The sequence below is a fragment of the Yinghuangia soli genome, from assembly GCF_021502675.1.
In the GTDB taxonomy this organism is placed as follows: domain Bacteria; phylum Actinomycetota; class Actinomycetes; order Streptomycetales; family Streptomycetaceae; genus Yinghuangia; species Yinghuangia soli.
In genome coordinates this window covers 67,171-85,124 of sequence record NZ_JAKFHA010000034.1, presented here as the reverse complement: position 1 = coordinate 85,124, position 17,954 = coordinate 67,171, and the positions used below count along the sequence as shown (strand labels likewise).

General features: G+C 72.2%; 15 protein-coding genes and 2 pseudogenes. 6 read left to right on the top strand and 11 right to left on the bottom strand.

Annotated elements, in window-relative coordinates; translation table 11 throughout:
• Positions 1-121 precede the first annotated feature (121 nt).
• Positions 122-1,177, top strand: a pseudogene (locus tag LZ495_RS35555) (response regulator); the annotation flags it as partial.
• A gap of 61 nt (positions 1,178-1,238) precedes the next feature.
• Positions 1,239-3,770 carry a SpoIIE family protein phosphatase gene (locus tag LZ495_RS35550; RefSeq protein WP_235057276.1) on the top strand — a complete coding sequence of 844 codons (2,532 nt, stop codon included), beginning with the start codon at positions 1,239-1,241 and terminating at the stop codon, positions 3,768-3,770.
• Positions 3,771-3,961: 191 nt separating this feature from the next.
• Here the strand turns inward: LZ495_RS35550 and LZ495_RS35545 are convergent, their stop codons facing one another.
• The 4 genes from LZ495_RS35545 to LZ495_RS45115 all read right to left on the bottom strand — a co-directional run bounded on the left by LZ495_RS35545 (position 3,962) and on the right by LZ495_RS45115 (position 7,031).
• Complete coding sequence (locus tag LZ495_RS35545; RefSeq protein WP_235057275.1) at positions 3,962-4,111, bottom strand: hypothetical protein; 150 nt, start codon at positions 4,109-4,111, stop codon at positions 3,962-3,964.
• Between the two features lie 181 nt (positions 4,112-4,292).
• Complete coding sequence (locus tag LZ495_RS35540) at positions 4,293-5,990, bottom strand: sigma-70 family RNA polymerase sigma factor (protein WP_235057274.1); 1,698 nt, start codon at positions 5,988-5,990, stop codon at positions 4,293-4,295.
• Positions 5,991-6,091: 101 nt separating this feature from the next.
• Complete coding sequence (locus LZ495_RS35535) at positions 6,092-6,481, bottom strand: protein-disulfide reductase DsbD N-terminal domain-containing protein (protein ID WP_235057273.1); 390 nt, start codon at positions 6,479-6,481, stop codon at positions 6,092-6,094.
• Between the two features lie 385 nt (positions 6,482-6,866).
• On the bottom strand, positions 6,867-7,031 hold the full coding sequence (locus LZ495_RS45115; protein ID WP_235057272.1) for a hypothetical protein: 165 nt from the start codon (positions 7,029-7,031) through the stop codon (positions 6,867-6,869).
• Between the two features lie 22 nt (positions 7,032-7,053).
• Here LZ495_RS45115 and LZ495_RS45110 point away from each other — a divergent pair, with 22 nt between their 5' ends.
• The 3 genes from LZ495_RS45110 (at position 7,054) to LZ495_RS35515 (ending at position 9,002) form a co-directional block, all read left to right on the top strand.
• Positions 7,054-7,617, top strand: coding sequence for a thioredoxin family protein (locus LZ495_RS45110; RefSeq protein ID WP_235057271.1), 564 nt, complete (start codon positions 7,054-7,056; stop codon positions 7,615-7,617).
• A gap of 143 nt (positions 7,618-7,760) precedes the next feature.
• A complete protein-coding gene (locus tag LZ495_RS35520) occupies positions 7,761-8,183 on the top strand; it encodes a TlpA family protein disulfide reductase (RefSeq protein WP_235057270.1) in 423 nt (140 codons plus the stop codon).
• A 27-nt stretch (positions 8,184-8,210) separates the two neighbouring features.
• Positions 8,211-9,002: a cytochrome c biogenesis CcdA family protein gene (locus LZ495_RS35515; protein WP_235057269.1), complete on the top strand. Its 792-nt coding sequence runs from the start codon at positions 8,211-8,213 to the stop codon at positions 9,000-9,002.
• Between the two features lie 98 nt (positions 9,003-9,100).
• On the opposite strand, the pseudogene LZ495_RS35510 reads toward LZ495_RS35515, so the two are convergent.
• The 3 genes and pseudogenes from LZ495_RS35510 to LZ495_RS35500 form a co-directional block, all read right to left on the bottom strand.
• Positions 9,101-10,034: pseudogene (locus LZ495_RS35510) on the bottom strand (PDR/VanB family oxidoreductase).
• On the bottom strand, positions 10,031-11,131 hold the full coding sequence (locus tag LZ495_RS35505; RefSeq protein WP_372498695.1) for a Rieske 2Fe-2S domain-containing protein: 1,101 nt from the start codon (positions 11,129-11,131) through the stop codon (positions 10,031-10,033). Before LZ495_RS35505 ends, LZ495_RS35510 begins: the two are co-directional and overlap by 4 nt.
• A gap of 114 nt (positions 11,132-11,245) precedes the next feature.
• Positions 11,246-12,061 (bottom strand): IclR family transcriptional regulator, encoded by an 816-nt coding sequence (locus LZ495_RS35500; protein WP_372498694.1) that lies wholly within the window; start codon positions 12,059-12,061, stop codon positions 11,246-11,248.
• A gap of 80 nt (positions 12,062-12,141) precedes the next feature.
• On the opposite strand from LZ495_RS35500, the gene LZ495_RS35495 reads away from it, so the two are divergent.
• On the top strand, positions 12,142-13,692 hold the full coding sequence (locus tag LZ495_RS35495; protein ID WP_235057267.1) for a flavin-containing monooxygenase: 1,551 nt from the start codon (positions 12,142-12,144) through the stop codon (positions 13,690-13,692).
• Here the strand turns inward: LZ495_RS35495 and LZ495_RS35490 are convergent.
• The 4 genes from LZ495_RS35490 to LZ495_RS35475 all read right to left on the bottom strand — a co-directional run bounded on the left by LZ495_RS35490 (position 13,625) and on the right by LZ495_RS35475 (position 17,931).
• Positions 13,625-14,836 carry a T4 RnlA family RNA ligase gene (locus LZ495_RS35490; RefSeq protein WP_235057266.1) on the bottom strand — a complete coding sequence of 404 codons (1,212 nt, stop codon included), beginning with the start codon at positions 14,834-14,836 and terminating at the stop codon, positions 13,625-13,627. The two genes, LZ495_RS35495 and LZ495_RS35490, sit on opposite strands and share 68 nt — an antisense overlap.
• A 99-nt stretch (positions 14,837-14,935) precedes the next feature.
• Positions 14,936-15,496, bottom strand: a complete 561-nt coding sequence (locus LZ495_RS35485) for a TetR/AcrR family transcriptional regulator (RefSeq protein WP_235057265.1) — start codon at positions 15,494-15,496, stop codon at positions 14,936-14,938.
• Positions 15,497-15,517: 21 nt separating this feature from the next.
• Positions 15,518-16,750, bottom strand: a complete 1,233-nt coding sequence (locus LZ495_RS35480; RefSeq protein ID WP_372498693.1) for a metallophosphoesterase — start codon at positions 16,748-16,750, stop codon at positions 15,518-15,520.
• Positions 16,751-16,845: 95 nt separating this feature from the next.
• The gene (locus LZ495_RS35475; RefSeq protein WP_235057264.1) at positions 16,846-17,931 is read right to left on the bottom strand and encodes a DUF5937 family protein; all 1,086 of its coding nucleotides are present in this window, start codon (positions 17,929-17,931) and stop codon (positions 16,846-16,848) included.
• Positions 17,932-17,954: the final 23 nt, after the last annotated feature.

The window sequence follows — 17,954 nt, the reverse complement described above, 5'->3', positions numbered from 1 at the left end:
GCGGCCGCCCCTTCGGCGGCCGCGGCAACCACGGCTCCATCAACGCCCACTCTTCGTCGCTCAGTTCATAACGCCGGATCACAAACCACATGATCCCGCGTCAGCGATTTGAAGACAGGACCTAGGCCTGTCCATCAGCCGCGAGATCACCCACCTGCTGGGCGGCGCCGTCATCGCGGACAGCACCCTGGGCGGCGGCAGCACCTTCACGCTCTACCTGCCCGCCACACCCGGCGGCACCTCCGACCACACCGCCGATACCGCCGACAGCGGCGCCGCCTCCGCCGCGGAGCACACGGAACAACGCCCTGACCCGCGGACCCGGCGCCTCCTCGTGCTGGAGAACAACCCCCGAGGACTGCTGACCCTGGTCGCCGAGACCGCCACCGCCGACCTCGCGGCCGGCTCCGCCCGGCAGCACCCGCAGGAACCGCTCGACGCCGCAGTCGCCACCGCCGTCGACATGCCCGGCGCGCTCGCCGCACTGGCCGCCGACCCGGTCCACTGCATCGTGCTCGACCTGGACCTGCCCGACCACACGGCCGTCCGCTTCCTGGACGCGCTCGCCGCCGACCCTGCCTGCGCCCGCATCCCCGTCCTCGCCCACCGCGGCCGCCGGCTCCCCGACCTCGCGGACGAACAGCTGCGCCGACGCGCCGACCACCGGCCCATCGAGATCCTGGCCGGCCTCGACGAACTCCGCGAGCGCATCACCCTGCACCTGACCGCCGACCAGCCCGGCGACGTCCTGCCCCTGACCCGGCCCCCGCAGCCCGACACCGCGCCGCCGCTCGACGACGATCTGGCCGGCCGCACCGTCCTCGTGGTCGACGACGACGCCCGCAACCTCTACGCCCTCAGCGGCATCCTCGAACTGCACGGCATCACGGTCCTGCACGCCGCAAACGGCCGCGAGGGCATCGAGGCCCTCGCCCGCGACCCGCGCATCGACCTCGTCCTCATGGACGTGATGATGCCCGAGATGGACGGCTACGCTGCCACCGAGGAGATCCGCAGCAACCCCGCCTACCGCGACCTTCCCGTCATCGCCGTCACCGCCAAAGCCATGCCCGGCGACCGCGAGAAGAGCCTCGCCTCCGGTGCCAGCGCACACGTCACCAAACCGGTCGACGCCGACGACCTCATCGCCTGCATCCGCCAGTGGCTGGCCACCTGACCGCCGACCGCGAACCGGCCCCACCCCCCGACGCGCCCGAACCCCAGGAGCCGGCAGCACCGTGACCAGCCCCAGCCCTTCTGCCGACCTGCCGGGCGAAGCCGCCCCGGACACCGGCACCCCGAGACAGGCCGCCCCGGACGCCGGCACCCCGAGACAGGCCGTCCGGGACGCCGGTACCGGTACCGGTACGCCGAGCCTGGCCGCCACCGTCGACCGGCTCCGGCGCCGGCTCGACGACGTCCAGGCGGCCGCCGCCGACCGTGCACTGCTCGACATCGCCACCGGCGTCCTCACCGAACGCCTGCGCTGCGCCCCCGCGCAGGCGCGCGCCCAACTGACCGAACTCGCCGCCCGCGCGGGCGTTCCCGTGCACGAACTCGCCGCCGACATCATCGGCCAAGGCGCCCGCGACCTCATCGCCCACGTCGCCACCGGGGACATAGACGGACCGCACCGCGCGGACGACGAGGAGGACGAAGCCGAGGGCGACACGAACCGCGTGCCGGACGGGGAAGCCGACCCCTACCCCGACGAGCATCCGGCGAAGGCCGACCCGCACCACACCGAGCATCCCTCGGAGGCCGTGCGCCTGCGCCGCGCAGAGACCACTGTCCACGGTGCCGACGCGCACGCCGCCGCACGCTCGTTCCTCGACCACGCGTTGGCTCCGCTCGGCGCCACAGCCGTACTGCTGTGGGCCCTGACCGACGACGGTTCCCTCTCCCTCCGCGGCCACGCCGGCCTGGCCCCCTACGAAGCCGCACGCTGGCACCACGTCCCACCCGGCGTCGCCACGGCGGCCCGGCGCGCCCTCGAAGCCGCCGCTGCCGTGTGGATCCCCTCCATCTCCGACCACAGCCTCGCCTCGCCCGGGGTCTCCGGGTATCCCGGCGCGCGGGCCGCACTACCGGCCGCGTTGGGCGGCCGCACCCACGGCGTCCTCGAAATCTGCTGGCCGCACGCGCTCCTAGAGCAACCACCGCGCTCACAAGGGCAGTTCAGGGCCCTTGCCGAGCTGGCCGCACACGCACTGCGCACCGACCCCGAAGACCGTACCGACGCCGACGCCCATGCGGCGCACACCCCGGGTGCCGCACAGCTCATGCGGTTCGCGGACGGCCTGCACGACCCCGCGCTGGTCCTCGAACCGAACCGGGCCGCGGACGGATCCCTCCTCGACTTCCGGATCACGCACGCCAACGTGCCCTTCACCGAGTCCGCAGAGCTCGGGCGGCCGCGCATCACCGGCAGCCTCCTGCTCGAGGCCTTCCCCTCGGCAGCCGAGCCCGGAGGACTGGCCGGTCACGCCGCCCGCGTCCACGCCACCGGAGAACCGTACGTCCGCACCCAGCCTCCCTCACCCGAAGCGTCCGTCCAGCCCGCCGACTTCGGGATCACCAGATGGGGAGACGCACTCCTCGTCACTTGGCGTCCGGCAGACCTGGCCGAGCACCGCACCGAACTGCTCCGGCACGCCGAACACCTCGGCCGCATCGGCATCTTCGAGGAAGACGCGCGCACAGGCGAGACGACCTGGAACGCGCAGATGTTCCAACTGCACGGCCTCCCCGACACCGCAGCGCCCATCGCCTTGGCAGACCTGGCCGCCCACGCCCACCCCGACGACGCCGTCGCCATCGGACGCTTCACCCGCGCGGTACTGCACTACCACCGACCCGCCGCCACCGCTTTCCGACTGCGCGGCTCCGACGCCGCCGGCACCGCCCGCCAACTGCGCGTCGTCGCCGAACCGATGCTGGGCCCCGACGGCAGACTGCTCGCCGTGCGCGGCGTCCAGCAGGACATCTCCACGCAGCACTGGACCGAAGTCGCGCTCGCCGCCACCCGCGACCGCCTCCACCTCACCGAGCAGCAGGCGGCCGAACGCAACCGCCTGACCTGGCAGTTGCAGCACGCCATCATGCCGCCCGAGACCACTCCCCTGGACACCCCCGGTCTGGAGGTCGCGGTCCGCTACCGGCCCGCCGCATCCGACGCCGCGGTCGGCGGCGACTGGTACGACGCCGTCGTCCTGCCCGGCAAGCAGATCCTCGTCTGCGTCGGCGACGTCGCCGGCCACGGCATCGGCGCCGCCACCAGCATGGTCGTCCTCCGCAACGCGCTACGCGGCCTGGCCTTCACCGGCGCAGGCCCCGGCCGGCTCATCGGCTGGCTCAACGCGGTCGTCCACGCCCTCCCCGGCCAGGTCACCGCCACCGTCGTCTGCGGCCTCTACGACCCGGAGACCCGCGACTTCCGCTGGGCCCGAGCCGGCCACCTCCCGCCCATCCTCGTCCGAGGCGGCGAGGCCGGCGCACTGCCGATGCCGGACGGCATCCTTCTTGGCGCCCTCTCCGACGCCACGTACGCCGAGCACCACGTCCACCTCGAACCCGACGACATTCTCCTGATGTACACCGACGGCCTCATCGAACGCCGCGGCCGCCCCCTCCACGAAACCCAGGCCCGCCTCCTCGCCAACGCCCGCCACCCCGCCCCCACCCTCGACGACCGCCTGGCCCACCTCCTCACCCACAGCAACGCCGACACCGACGACGACACCTGCATCGTCGCCATCCGCGCCACCTGACCCCGGGTCGCAAGGACTGATCCGCGGCTTCAGGTCTGACCGTCGGCCAACGGGATGACCCGGCGCGCCGCGTCGCGAAGCCGGGTGCCGTCGAGGAGGACGTGCGCATCCGGGACCGAGCGCGCTGCCCAGCGGTAGTGGACGTGCAGGTCGTGGCCCTCGCCCGCGTACGGGGTCGTCAGCGAAAACGCTTAGACGCCACCGCCCTTGGCCGCACCCATGGGGCCGGTCGTCAACTCTCCGGCGTGGGCCGCGCAGTCGTCGTCCGCGCCGGGGGCGAGCCGGAACACGCGGACGGAAGGGTGCCCGAAGGTCTGCCACTCTGCTTCCCAGCGCAGCATCGCCTCGCGGGTCAGGTGGCGCGGCTCGCGGTAGTACGTGCGCAGCTCGCAGACGATTCCCGTGCGGACGGATCCATCGGGACTCCTCCGGTGACTCGTGCCGTGGGCGGAATTCGGATGGCCGGCGTCCGCGGCGGGAAATGTGGATCACCGGAACGGATCTTCGGCGTCCGCCGCAGAGTCACTCCGCGAAGTCGTGGGTCATCCACACCATTCCGCTCTTGTCCACCAGTACGGCGATCCCGATGCGGGTGAAGCCCGCGTCGAGAAAGCCCGCCCGGGCCGGGTTCGGCGTCATGTCGGCTTCGGCGCGGACCATGCCGAGGGCCAGACTCGCGGTCGTCCGGGAGCCGGTGGCCGGGCCGTCGGAGAAGTTGCACTCGCCGACGCGCGCCCACTTCACGCCGGCCGCGGTCACCCGGGCAGCGAGGTTCGGCTCGTTGCCGCACTGCGATTGCTTGCCGCAGCCGGCGGCCACCAGGCGGACGTGGGCCAGCGCCGTGCCGTCCAAAGCGGCAACGCGCGTCAGCGGCGCCAGACCCCGGCCGGCCCGAAGGCGGTTGATGGACGCGAGCACCTGGTCACCGACGTCGGACGGGGCGGGGACTGCACGGGAGGTGGTGGGCGCGGGTGTGGGACGACCACCCGTGGCCGGGACGGTGGCCGGCACGGCAGTCGGGCTCGCGACCGGGACAGTAGCCGGGTTCGCCACCGGAATGACGGGCGGGTCCGCGACCAGAGCGGTGGGCAGGGCAGTCGTCGGGCCGCCGGTCGCCACCCCTTCGCCGGGCGGGCCGACGGGCCCGACGACCCGGGCGGGTGGCCGCGCCGGTGTCCGGTTCTCGACGACGGCGATGATCGCGCCGCCGACCGCGACCACCGCGGCGAGCATTCCTGCCGCCTTGAGCAGGACGCTGTGCTTTGCGGTGGCCGCGGCGGGCACGCCGCTCTTCGCCGCCACGCCCGTCGCGTACGCGGCCGAATGGCCCACCGCGCTCCCGCCGTAGCCGTCGAGCAGTGCCGCCACAGCGGTGCCGAGCCCGACCGGAATCGGGACCAACGACAGGTAGGCCAGCAGCCGTTCGGCCGGAATCGCGCTCTCGTCGACGACTTCGCAGCGCGCGCAGTCGCGCATGTGCCGGGCGAAGCGCTTCCGCCACAGCGGATCCGGACGCCCGTGCCAGCGGAGGGCCGCATCGGCGAGTTCGGGGCAGCGCGGCACCGCATCCAGGGCACGGACGATGGCCCGCGACAGTTCCAGTTGCGCCTTCATCCGGGCCACGCGGACCGTCACCACGTGCGCATCGGTTTCCAGCGCATCGGCCAGTTCGGTCCGGGTCAGCTGCCCGGCCGCGACCAACCACCACAGCGACAGCAGGTGCCGGTCGTCGTCGCCGAGCCAGGCCGTGGCCCTGGCCACCTCGCGGCGCTGTCCGGACAGGCCGAGTTCCAGGATCGTCAGATCGGCGAAGTCGGCCCCGGGGTCGGCGACGTCGAGGGCCGTCTCCAGGGGGACCGGGCTCACGTTGCGCTGCCGGCCGTGGTGCCGCACCTGGTTCATGGCCACCGCCACCAGCCAGCTGCGGAACGAGCCCGGGTCGCGCAGGCCCGGCAGGCCGCGGACGACGCCGAGCATGGTCTCCTGCACCACGTCGTCGACGTCGCTGCCGCCGCGCAGCGCCCGGCCCACGATGTTGTAGACCAGCGGGAGGTAGTCGCCGACGAGCCGGTCGAGCGCCTCCCGGTCGCCATCGCGGGCCGCCGCTATCAGGCGTTCGTCGGTGAGTTGTTCCACCGCACCCGACCCGAACATGCCGCCGAGCCCGGCTCCGGGCCACAGGTCTCCTGTACCGGTCGGAGGCGTCCGCACCGTCTTCATCAAACCCCCCACCGCTGCTGCATGTCCCGTGAATGACCAAGGTTCGGCTTCGCGATCAAGTCTGCACTCTTCATCCGAGGGCGAGTCCGCCCGTCCGGCCGCTACGAGATTTTCAGTGACACGGGACGTTGGCTCACCGGCGGCAGGCACACCGACTTGCTGCACGCGGCGTAGCCGATCAACAGTGTCGCCTCACCGGGCCCGGCGACGGTGACCGGGAGGTCGACCGTCACGGGACCGTCCGGATACACGGGCAGCGTCAGGCCGGTTCCCTCCAGTTCCAGGGTGATCGCTGCCGATTCCGCGGTCAGGGGGCCCGCCGCGGCCAGCACGCCGCGAACCGTCAGGGAGACCGGTCGGCCGATGCCCTCGATGCCGCCGGCCGGCAGGTCGATGCTGTACAGGTGGAACCCGGCCCGTTCCGGCGTCAGCGTGGCGACGAGAGTGGCGCGCGTCGCGGCGCGGTCCTTGAGGCCGATGGTGACGGTCACGCCCTGATCGGAGAACTGGGCCAGGGGCAGTGTCCCGGCCTTTCCTGCGCCGGATGCGTCCGAGCCGGCCGTGGTCGCAGCCGGGGCGGCGGACGTGCCGGCCGCGGCAGGTGTCGCCCCGCCGGCTGCCGCAGTCGGCTGCACGGTGGGTTGCGGTGTCTCCGCCGGGGCGCAGCTGGTGACGATGACGGCGAGTACGCCGGCGGCCACCGCTGAAAACGCTCTGCGCATCAGGTCGCTCCTAGATGGGGGTTCCGTTCACCTGGGAGTTGCAGGGCCGCTGCCGGGGTCACAGTTTTTTGCCGATCCGAAAAAACTGTGATGTCGGCTGCCGTGGCTCATCTCCCCTTGCCAGAGACACCCGGTCTCCACGTCAGGACAGGAGTCACACCTTGCGGAAAGCACTAGCGGCCCTCGCGATCAGCACGCTTGTTGCCGCGCTCTCCGGCTGCGGCGCCTCCGACGCACCGCAGTCGGCCTCGGCGCCGACCTCGGCGCCGGTATTGGCGCCGGTATTGGCGCCGGCCGCGTCGGCCGGTGTGCCGAACACCGCTCCCCCGACCCTCGCCTCCGTGGCACCCTCGCCCTCGGACCTGCCGTCCGCGACGGGCGCGCCGTCCTCGGCCCCGCCGAGCAAGGGTCCGACCGCGACGCGCAAGCCCTCGGCCACGACCGGCAGTTCCAAGAAGCCCGCCGCGACTTCGGCGCCCGCACGTCCGAGCACCGGCCGTCCGCAGCAGCCGGGCGCTCCCCTGCCCCCGATCGGCTTCGACCCCAAGGCGGACGCCAAGGCCCAGATCGCCGCCGCCCGCGCCGCGGCCAAGGCCGACAACCGCAAGGTGCTCCTCGAGTTCGGCGCCACCTGGTGCGGCTACTGCACCACGTTGAACAAGACCCTCCGCGACCCCTCGGTCCAAGCCGAGTTGGCTGCCTCGTACCACTTCGTCCAGATCGACACCGACAGCCACGGCGATCTCCTGCCGCAGTACGCACCCAGCAGCTCGGGCAGCTACGGCCTGCCCCTCATCGTCATCCTCAACCCGGACGGCAGTACGCGTGTCGCCACGAACAAGACCGGCAACCCGGGCCTGGACGTGGCTTCCTTCCTGGCCTTCCTGAAGAAGTGGGCCGCATGATCGACATGCCGAAGTTCCGACGGGCGGTGTCCGCGCCGCTGGTGGCCGCGGCCTTGCTGGCAAGCGGCTGCTCCCTGGGGGGCAGCTCAACCTCCTTGCAGGCAACCGTCGTTCCACCTGACCGGCGCGCAGCCTTCCCGCATTTGTCCGGACCGACGCTCGACGGCTCCACGCTCGATTTGGCGTCTCTGCAGGGCCGCATCGTCGTCGTGAACGTCTGGGGGTCGTGGTGTGCGCCGTGCCGGCGCGAGATCCCGGACCTCCAGCGCGGCCACGAGGCGTATCAGGACAAGGGGGTGTCGTTCGTCGGCATCGACACGCGCGACGACGCCGCTCAGGCGAAGTCCTTCATCGCGTCGAGCCGGGTCACGTACCCCAACCTCGTCGACGACGGCTCGGGGAGCCTCGTGGCCAAGCTCGTCGGCATCGTGCCGCTGCAGGCGGTCCCCGCCACGGTGATCGTGGACCGCACCGGCAAAGTCGCGTGGAAGGCGTCCAAGCCCATCGACTACGCAACCCTCGCCGACGGCCTGGACGCGGTCCTCGCCGAGACCCCCGGGAACTGACCGAGACAACGAAGGACCGAGAGTTCGATGATCCATCTCGCCGGCGCCGCCACCACGGTCGAAACGGGCTCACTGCTGCTCGCCGTCCCGATCGCCGTGGCCGCAGGCCTGATCTCCTTCCTGTCCCCGTGCGTACTGCCGCTGGTCCCCGGCTACTTGTCCTATGTGGCGGGGCTGACCGGCATCGATCTGGGGGCGACGCGGCTCGAAGACGCGGCACGCGCCAAACGCGGCCGCATGGTGCTCGGCGCGTGCCTGTTCGTCTGCGGGTTCAGCCTCGTCTTCATCCTCATGGGAGTCGTCGCCGGGGGCACCGGCGTCTTCCTCCTCACGCACCGCGAAGTGCTGCAGCGCATCCTCGGGGTGCTGACCGTCATCATGGGGCTCTTCTTCGCCGGCCTCGTGCCCGCGGCACTCGACCGGAAGCTCAATCGCGAACTGCGCTTCCACCGGGCCCCGCGCATCGGCCTGGCAGGCGCCCCGGTCCTCGGCGTGATGTTCGGATTCGGCTGGACACCGTGCATGGGACCGACGCTGGGCGCGATCCAAGGGCTCGGCCTCGCCGAGGGATCCGTGGACCGGGCCGTCGTCCTCGCCGCGGCCTACTGCGTGGGCCTGGGACTGCCGTTCATCCTCGCCGCGGTCGCCTTCCGCAAGGCCATGGGCGCCTTCGGCTGGTTCAAGCGGCACTATCGAGTGATCACGCGCATCGGCGGCGGCATGCTGGTCCTCATCGGACTCCTGCTTGCCCTGGGCCTGTGGAACGACTTGGTGGCCCTGGTCCAGGGAGAGGTGTCCGCCGGCGTGAGCCCGCTGTAGCGGACCCGGCATTGGACGGCTGATCGCCCATCACATCGGGCAGTCGCTGCCGGTCTGCAGCTCCGGGCCACCCCCGCTGCAGACCGGCAGCCCACTCGTCAGAGGTCCAGGGCCAAGTGGCCGCCCGAGCTCCGGGAGACGCAGATCATCATGGTCGTGTTGGCTCGTTGTTCCGCGGGTGTCAGGACGCTGTCGCGGTGGTCGGCTTCGCCTTGGTGGATGTCGGTTTCGCAGGTGCCGCAGGTGCCTTCGGTGCAGGAATAGAGGACGTGGACGCCGGCCTCCAATGCGACGTCGAGGATGCTGCGGTTTTCGGGCACGGTCAGGGTCCGGCCGGAGCGGACCAACTCGACTTCGAAGGACGTGTCGGTGCCGACCGGCTTCACGGCGGTGAACCGTTCGGTGCGCAGCCGGGTTTCGGGGATCCGGGCGGCGACGGCTTCGAGCATGGGGGCGGGGCCGCAGCAGTAGGCCAGTTCGTTGCCGGTCATAGCGGCAAGGTAGGCGTCGAGTCCGGGAGCGTCAGGCAGGTCGCGCGCGGAGAGGGTGACGTGGTCGTCGTCGCGGAGTCGCTGTGCGAAGGCCATCGAGCTGAGTGAACGGCCTCGGTACCACAGACTCCAAGGTGTCCCGGCGCGCTGGGCGTGGGCGATCATGGGCAGGAGCGGTGTGATCCCGATGCCCCCCGGCGATGAACCGGTAGGCGGGTGCGGGTTCCAGGGCGAAGTGGTTGCGCGGCCCGGCGGCACGGAGCCGCTGACCGATGTGTGCACTGGTGTGGATGAACGCCGAACCGCCGCGGCTGTCGTGGGTGCGCGTCACCGCGATGCGCCATGCAGTGCGGTCGTCGGGGTCGCCGCACAGCGAGTACTGGCGGACCAGCCCGGGGCCGAGCAGCAGGTCGATGTGGGCGCCGGGCGTCCACGCAGGGAGCTCGCCGCCCGCCGGGCGACGCAAGGTCAGCGACACGACGGTGTCCGCTTCGCGTCGGCGATCGGCGACGACCAGGTCGAGGGGCTCGGACGTGCTCATCCGGCATTCCCGGTGGCGTGGACGCCTTGAGCCGGGGAAGCGCCGTCGTGTGCGGCGGGTGCCGCGTCCGCGGGATCGGGTGCGCGGTGCGGCTCCGCGGCGAGCGCGGCGAGGACGCGGCGGGCGGCGAGTCCGCCGGCGTCGATGTTGATGCTGAGTTCCTGGTAGCCGGGTGGTTCGTCGTCGAGGGCGCGCTGCAGCAGGTTGAGGGCGTCGACGTCCTGCATGACGACCTGGTGGTTGAAGTCCCGGAGAAAGTCGGTGACTTCCGCGTCGTCGACGGCGAAGTCCCGGGACACCGCCCAGAAGTCGTACACCTTCCCGGGCGCCGCGGGAGTGATGGCGTAGGTGATCTCGGTGCGGAAGACCGGCTGTTCCTGGTGCACCGGGGTGATGGCGCTGTGCAGCAGGTACAGGCAGGGGGCGTGGTACTCGATGTCCTGGCGCCTGGTGATGCGCCCTGCGATGCCGGTGGAGCGGGCGTAGAAGGGCGGGCACTCGGCGTCGGGCATGTGCCTCGATACGCGTACGACCGCAGCGGCTTCGTCGACCTCGGTGGTGATGGGTGTCTCGGCGACCTCCGGAGTGCCGATGTACCCGCCGTGCAGGTAGGTCTCGTGGGAGAGGTCCATGAGGTTGTCGACCAGCAGCCCGTAGTCGCAGTCGATCGGCTCCATGCCGCGGACCGTGGTCATGCCCGGGTCGGCGAGGTGCGGGGCGCGGGGGATGGCGAGCGGGTCGGCGCGCTCGGGGTCGCCGATCCACACCCACACGAGCGTGTCCTGCTCGACGGCCGGGTACGCGGCGACCCTCGCCGTCCGCGGCACCCGTGCCTGGCCGGGCACCGCCACGCAGGTCCCGGTCGTGTCGTACGTGAAGCCGTGGTAGCCGCAGACCACACGGTCGCCGTCGAGGCTGCTCGCGGAGAGCGGGAAGCGGCGGTGCACGCAGCGGTCGGCGAGCGCGACCACGCGGCCGTCGGCCTCCGTGCGGTAGAGCACGACCGGTTCGCCGAGGAGGGTGCGGGCGAGCAGGTCCCGGCCGACTTCGTCGGCAAAGGCCGCGACGTACCACTGATTGCGTGCGAACTCGGTCATCGGCGTCAGTCCGTTCTCGGTGTCCCCGGGGCCGGCGTGCCCCGTCCCGAGGCCACTGTCGCGAGATGAGCCGCCCCCGGGACAGCGGACTTCCACTATGCGGAAGCGGAGCGTTCACGCGTCGTCCGGTCCGCCGCCCGCGTCACCGCCGAGCGCCCGGCCGATGCCGAGCCCCGCGAAGCGGACGGCGGCGATCAGTCTCCGGGGGTCGGTGCCGGCGGCCGGCACCACAAGGGAGACGGCCGCCGTGACGGCGCCCTTCGTGTCGCGGACGGGTGCCGCCACCGATACGGCGTCCTCGGTGATCTGCCGGGAGCTCACCGCGCAGTTCTCCAGGCGCACTTGGGCGAGCACGCGGCGTAGTTCGCCGGGGTCGGTGACGGTGAAGCGGGTGAACCGTTCGAGCGGGCGGGCGCAGTAGGCCTCCTGCAACTCGGCGGGCCCGTAGGCGAGGAGGACGAGGCCGACGCCGGTGGCGTGCAGGGGCCAGCGGGCGCCGACCCGGGTGTGCACACCGACCGCGGAACGGCCGAAGATGCGCTCGACGTAGACCGCGTCCATGCCGTCGCGGACGGCGAGCTGCACGTTCTCATGGGTGGCCTCGTAGAGATCCTCCAGGAACGGCATCGCGGCTTCCCTCAGCCCGACGCCGCGCGGCGCGAGCGAGGCGACTTCCCACAAGCGCAGGCCGACGTGGTAGACCCCGTCGTCGCCGCGTTCCAGCGCGCCCCACCGGGCGAGGGTGGCCACGAGGCGGTGCGCGGTGGTGAGCGGCAGACCGGTGTGCCCGGCGATCTCGGTCAGCGTGAGAGCGGACCGGCCGGGCGTGAACACGCCGAGGATGTCCAGCAGTCGGTCGCCGGAAGAACGGCGGGCTCGGGCGTCCGACACAGAGGCACCTTCCGATTCCTGAGGTGGGCGGTCGACCATGACGATGCCGGGCCGTTGACCAGCGTAGGGTGCCGCTCTACCGTAGACGCCGTCTACACCCCTTGGCCCCGGGAGTCGCCATGCCCCTCCGCATCGGTCGCGGCCTCGCCCGCGCCGCCTCGTCCCGACGCCCGGGCGGCCTGCGCGTCGCGATCATGGGAGCCGGAGCGGGGGGCATGGCGATGGGCGCGGCTCTCCTGCGGGCCGGGATCACGTCGTTCACGATCTTCGACAAGAACGACGGCGTCGGCGGGACTTGGCGCGAGAACACCTACCCGGGCGCGCAGTGCGACATCCGGTCGCATCTGTACTCGTTCTCGTTCGCACCCAAGCGGGACTGGAGCCGGTTGTACGCACGGCAGCCGGAGATCCTCGCCTACCTCGAGGACGTCGCGGACCGCTGCGGGCTGCGGCCCCACCTGCGCCTGCGCACCCCCCTCGCCGAGGCCCGCTGGGACGACGCCGGCCAGGTGTGGCGGCTGCGCACCGAGGACGGCGAACTCGTCGAGGCGGACGTGCTGGTCAGCGGACTCGGCATGCTCAACGTCCCGCATTTTCCGGAGATCAAGGGCCTCGACGAGTTCGCCGGCCCGGTGTTCCACTCCTCCCGCTGGCGCCACGACGTCGACCTGGCCGGCAAGCGCGTCGGCGTGATCGGCAACGGCGCCAGCGCGCTGCAGTTCGTCCCCGAGATAGCGGGGGACGTCGGCCGGCTGAGCCTGTTCCAGCGCTCGGCGCAGTGGGTCATGCCGAGCGCCGACCGCCCGTACACCGAGGACGAGATCCGCCGCTTCGCCCGGCCCCTCGGAGCCTGGCTGGAACGCCAGCGGATCTTCTGGCGGTACGAGCGCCTGACGTCCTTCCGGATGACCGACAAGCAGGCCGCGACCCGCCGCCGCTTCGCCGAGGCCAACCTCGAACGCGGGGTGCCAGACCCGGAGTTGCGAGCGAAGCTGACCCCGGACTACCCGATCGGCTGCAAGCGCCTGATCCAGTCCTCGGCCTGGTACCCGGCGATCTCGCGGCCGCACGTCGACGTCGTGACCGACGGGATCGACCGGATCACGCCCGCCGGCGTGGTCACCGCGGACGGCACCGAGCACCCGCTCGACGTACTCGTGCTGGCCACCGGCTTCAAGGCCACGGACTACCTCTGCGCCGTCGACATATTCGGAGCGGGCGGCCGGTCGCTGCGCGAGACCTGGGCCGACGGTGCCGAGGCCTACCGCGGAGTCGCGGTGTCCGGGTTCCCCAACCTGTTCCTGCTGTACGGGCCGAACACCAACCAGCCCGGCAACTCCATCATCTTCGTACTGGAGTCCCAGGCGAGGTTCGTCATGAGCGCCATCCGCCGCCTGCTGCGTACCGGCGCGGGCTCGCTGGAGGTCCGGCAGGACGCCCAGGACCGGTTCAACCGCGAGATCCAGGCGGCCATGACGGGGACCATCTGGGACGGCGGCTGCGACTCGTACTACCAGGACCCCGGCGGGAAGATCACCACGCAGTGGCCGCACCGGGCCACGCGCTACCGCCTGCTGACCCGGCGCCTGCGCGCCTCGCACTTCACCGCGGTGCCGCGTACCACCGCCGTCCCCGCGCCGGCCGCGGCGGACGCCGCAGGCGCGACCTAGGGCACGCCTCCCGCCATGCCCAGGCCTCGGTGGACCGGCCGTCGAACTGCAGGAAGAGCATGGCCTTGAACCGGTCGAACTCCGGGTGCGCGGCGGCACACCGCGCGAACTCCGCGCGGTCCGGGGACGGTCCGGCCACCGCCAGCACCTCCGCGTACACCTCCCGCGCCCGGGCCACCCACCAGGCGTGCCTGCGCCGGGCCGCCCCCACGATGCCGAGGACGCGCGAGCGGTGGGGCTCGGGCAGCCGCTCGAACTCCAGCGCCGGGTCGCGCCCCGCGGCGAGCACCTGCCAGACCCCGAAGTCGTCGGCGCGCCGCACCAGCGCGGCGATCCGCAGATGGTCGGCGAGCTTGACCTTCACCCGCAGGCCGGACGCGAACCGCACCACCCAGCCCTCGCGTTCGGTTCCGGAGACCGGGTTGCCGTCCAGGTCGAGGTTGTTCCGGGCGAGCCGGATCAATTCGTCGAGCGACGGCGCCTGCTCGGCCGGCCGCATCGGCACGACCGAGCCGCCCATCGCACGCCAGTCGGCCGCGCATTCGGCGAACGGCACTTCGACGAGGTCCGGGCCGTACGCACCGAGCAGGACCAAGTCGGGGCGCGGTCCGTGGTCGACCACGATCCGGTGCTCTCCGCCGATCATTTCGGCCAGGTACGTCGTGCCCGGGCGCAGCGCCGAGGTGTCGCCCCGGTACAGCAACGCCCGCGCGCTGTCGACCTGTTCGCCCTTGAACCAGCTCCGGCCGGTGACGCGCCATCCGAACACGTCGTAGTACACGTTGACCAGGTGGCCGTCGAGCTTGTCGTACACCTCGAACGGCTCGTCCCGGGGCAGCGGGGGCGCGAACGGCGAGCCGGCCCCGTGCCGGTGGTACCCGAAGAACTTCGGGAACCCGGAGGCGATGACGTCGCCGGTGGTGTCGTCGACGACGAGCCCGCGCGTGCGCGTGGTGACCGGAGTCCAGTGGTCCTCGGCCAGGCACTTGGCCCGGTAGTCGTAGATCGACGACGGCCGGTCCCGCAGCCACGGCTCCCGCTTGCGCAGCACCCGCCCGGCGGCGACCTCGGCGGCCAACTCGGCGGGGTCGAAAAGCGCCGACAGCGGGGTACGCCGTACCTCGCCCGACTCGTGCACGGACACCGGGGCACACCTCCTGATCGCCTGCGGACGGGGTCCGAGTATCCGCCGTACCCAGGCCCGGCGGCACGCGCATATCCACCGGGCGCGACGCGGGCCGGGCTACCGGTCGGCGAGGGAGACGGCCAACTCGGTGAGGCGGGCGACCAGGTCGGCTTCGGGGAGGTCGGCGACGCCGGCGGCCTCCTTGAGGAACGGCGCGAACATCTGCCAGCCGTAGATCATCGAGAGCATCGCCAGAACGGTGGTCCGGGCGCCGCCGTCGTCGCCGGGACCGGCCACCTTGGCGACCAGCGCCTCGACGCCGGGGAAGCCGGGGTCGCCGTGGCCCGTGTCGCCGCCCTCCAGGAGCAGCCAGGAGATCAGGTGGACGTGGTTGAAGATCCCCGGGACGGGCTGCATGAGGGCATCGACCGAACTGCGCAGGTCGGGACGCTCGGCAAGGCGGCCGCCGCCTTCGTTGGTCATCCGCTCCAGGACGGCGCGCAGCAGCTCTTCCTTGGAGCCGATGTGGCGGTGCAGCAGCCCCAGGTTGACATCCGCCGCCGCGGCGACGTCGCGCAGCGTCACGGAGCTGGGGCCGCGCTCGGCGAACAGGGTCTCCGCCGCGCCGAGCACCGCCGCGACGACCTCGTCCCGTCCGCGGGGGCGTTTCGATTCCATGCGCACAGTCTCCCGGAAGCCTCAGGTCACTGCGCGGAGGGTGAGGAGGGTGATCTCGCTCGGTGCCAGGACGCGGAACGGCGGTCCCCAGAACCCGGTGCCGCGGCTCGTGTAGAGCAGGGTCCGCTCGCCGTGCCGGCTCAGGCCTTGCACCACCGGCTGGTCGAGGCGGACCAGCAGGCCGAACGGCCAGATCTGGCCGCCGTGGGTGTGCCCGGAGATCTGCAGGTCGATGCCCGCGGCGGCGGCCTGGGGAACGTACTTGGGCTGGTGGGCGACCAGCAGGACGGGCAGGCCCGGATCCGCGCCCGCCAGGGCACCGTCCAGATCGGCGTGGTGTCCGGCCAGTCCGGAGTGGTGGGCGGTGACGTCGTCGACCCCGGCGAGGACGAGGCGGTCGCCGCCGCGTTCGACCACGATGTGGCGGTTGTGCAGCGCCTCCCAGCCGAGGTCGGTCATGCGGTCCAGCCAGCCCTGGGCTCCGCCGAGGTACTCGTGGTTGCCGGTGACGTACACCCGTGCCAGCCGGGCCTGGACCGCGCCGAGCGGTGCGGACTGCTCGCGGCGCTGGGCGGGCGTGCCGTCGGCGATGTCGCCGGCGTGGACCACGACGTCCGCGTCCAGCAGGTTGACCGCCTCCGTCACGCGCGCCGACCACGCGGCCCGGTCGATCGGCCCGTAGTGGGTGTCGGCCAGGACCACGACCCGGGTCCCGTCCAGGCCCGCGCCCAGCCGGGCAAGCGGAACGTCCAACTGCCGCACACGCGGAACGCGCATCGCTTCGTAGTGGCCCCATGCCAGCAGCGCGGCGGAGATCGCGGCGACCGTGCACGCGACCACCCGGGCGCGCTCGGCGCCGCCGACACCGAGACCGATGAGCAGGAGGTGCGCGAGGCCGCCGAGCACCGACCAGGTGAACAGGACCCAGACCACCCCGAGCATGGCGTCGGCAATGCGGGCCGCGCGGTCCGACCGCCGGGCATGGCCCGTGAACATCAGGAACGGGAAAGCGACCAGGGCGCCGACGAAGACGACGGTGCCCGTCACGAAGACGGGAACCGGCCAGTCGGTGCCGGAGCCGAACAGCGTCCACCACGGCAGCAGGAACAGGAGGCCGAGGACCAGAAGGAAGATCCCGACACCGGCCAGCCGCCGCATCACGCGTGGCGGCTTCCGCTCGCGGGGCGGGGGCGCGGTTTCGGTGGGCGTCCGGCCTGATGCCCGGGCGCTCCTGGAGTCTGCGTCGGTCGGCATGCGCCGAGTGTCGCAGACGCGTGGCCCCGGGGCGCGGGGGCAAACCCGAGCGCGACGCGGTCGTATCGCCGACGTCGGGCTGGTGCACGGGTCGGTCAGCGCAGGAGGGCTGTCAGGAGGTCGGGGCCCAGGGCGGTCAAGGCGGGGAGGTCGACGGTGTAGCGGACGTAGCGGCCCTGGCGTTGCGGGGTGAGGAGGCCTGCGCGGCGTAGGACGGCCAGGTGGCGGGAGACCTCGGGGGGTGTGAGTCCCCAGGCGTGGGCCAGTTCGCCGGTGGTGTGGGGGCCTCGGGACAGGGTGCGGAGGAGGCGCAGGCGTGTCGGGTGGGCGAGGGCCTCGAGGCGTTGGGTGACTGTTGCCAGAGATACCGGCTCGGACCGGCTTGCTTCGGCTACCGGGTATTGCACGACGGGCTGCCAGCCGGGGGCGTGGACGACTACCAGGTGGGGGCGGCCGAAGACACTGGGAAGGAAGGTGACTCCAGCGTCGTGGGCAGCGGTCGCGTTGTCCTGCAGCTTGTCGATGATGATGCGGTTGCCGTCCGGTGCCAGGGTCACGGCGTCGGAGACGGATGCGAGGGCCGCGGCGATGCCGTGGCGGTTCAAGAGGTCGTTCTTCAGACGCAGGTCGCCGGCGAGTTGCGTGGTGATGCCTGTCCAGGCGGCGTCGAAGAAGGCTTCGGCGCACTTTTCGAGGGTGTCGCGCACGCGCGCGCGTACGGCTGCGGGGTCGGCGAGCAGCCGCACGGCGAAGGCTTCTTGGAGTGCGCCGCGGGCTTGGGCGAGGTCGAGGGCGCGGTCGCGGGACGTTGCGTCGGCGAGCGGGGACGGCTGGGCGAAGTGGACGCGGTTGCTGCCGCATGTGGTGACGAGGGCTGCGGTCACATAGGACTCGTCGTCGAGGCGGTCCACGTCGTCGAGCTCCTCGGCGAGGGTCGGCCGGGGGCGGGCCGGGACAAGGAAGTCCGCGCGTGAGGAACGCCAGAGGAACTCGGCCTCGCGGAGCCGTTCGGCCAGTTCCGGTCGGAGCCCGGCCCAGACGTCGGCGGCCCAGCCCGCGAACTGCGGGTGGTGCGCGGGTTCGGCCAGGACGTGCAGCATCGCGGTCAGTTCGGCCAGCGGCGAGGCCGCGAACCGCAGGCGCCCGGTGGGCAGGCCGCCGATGTCGATCCTCAACGTCATCTTCTGATCATCGCTGGTCGGAT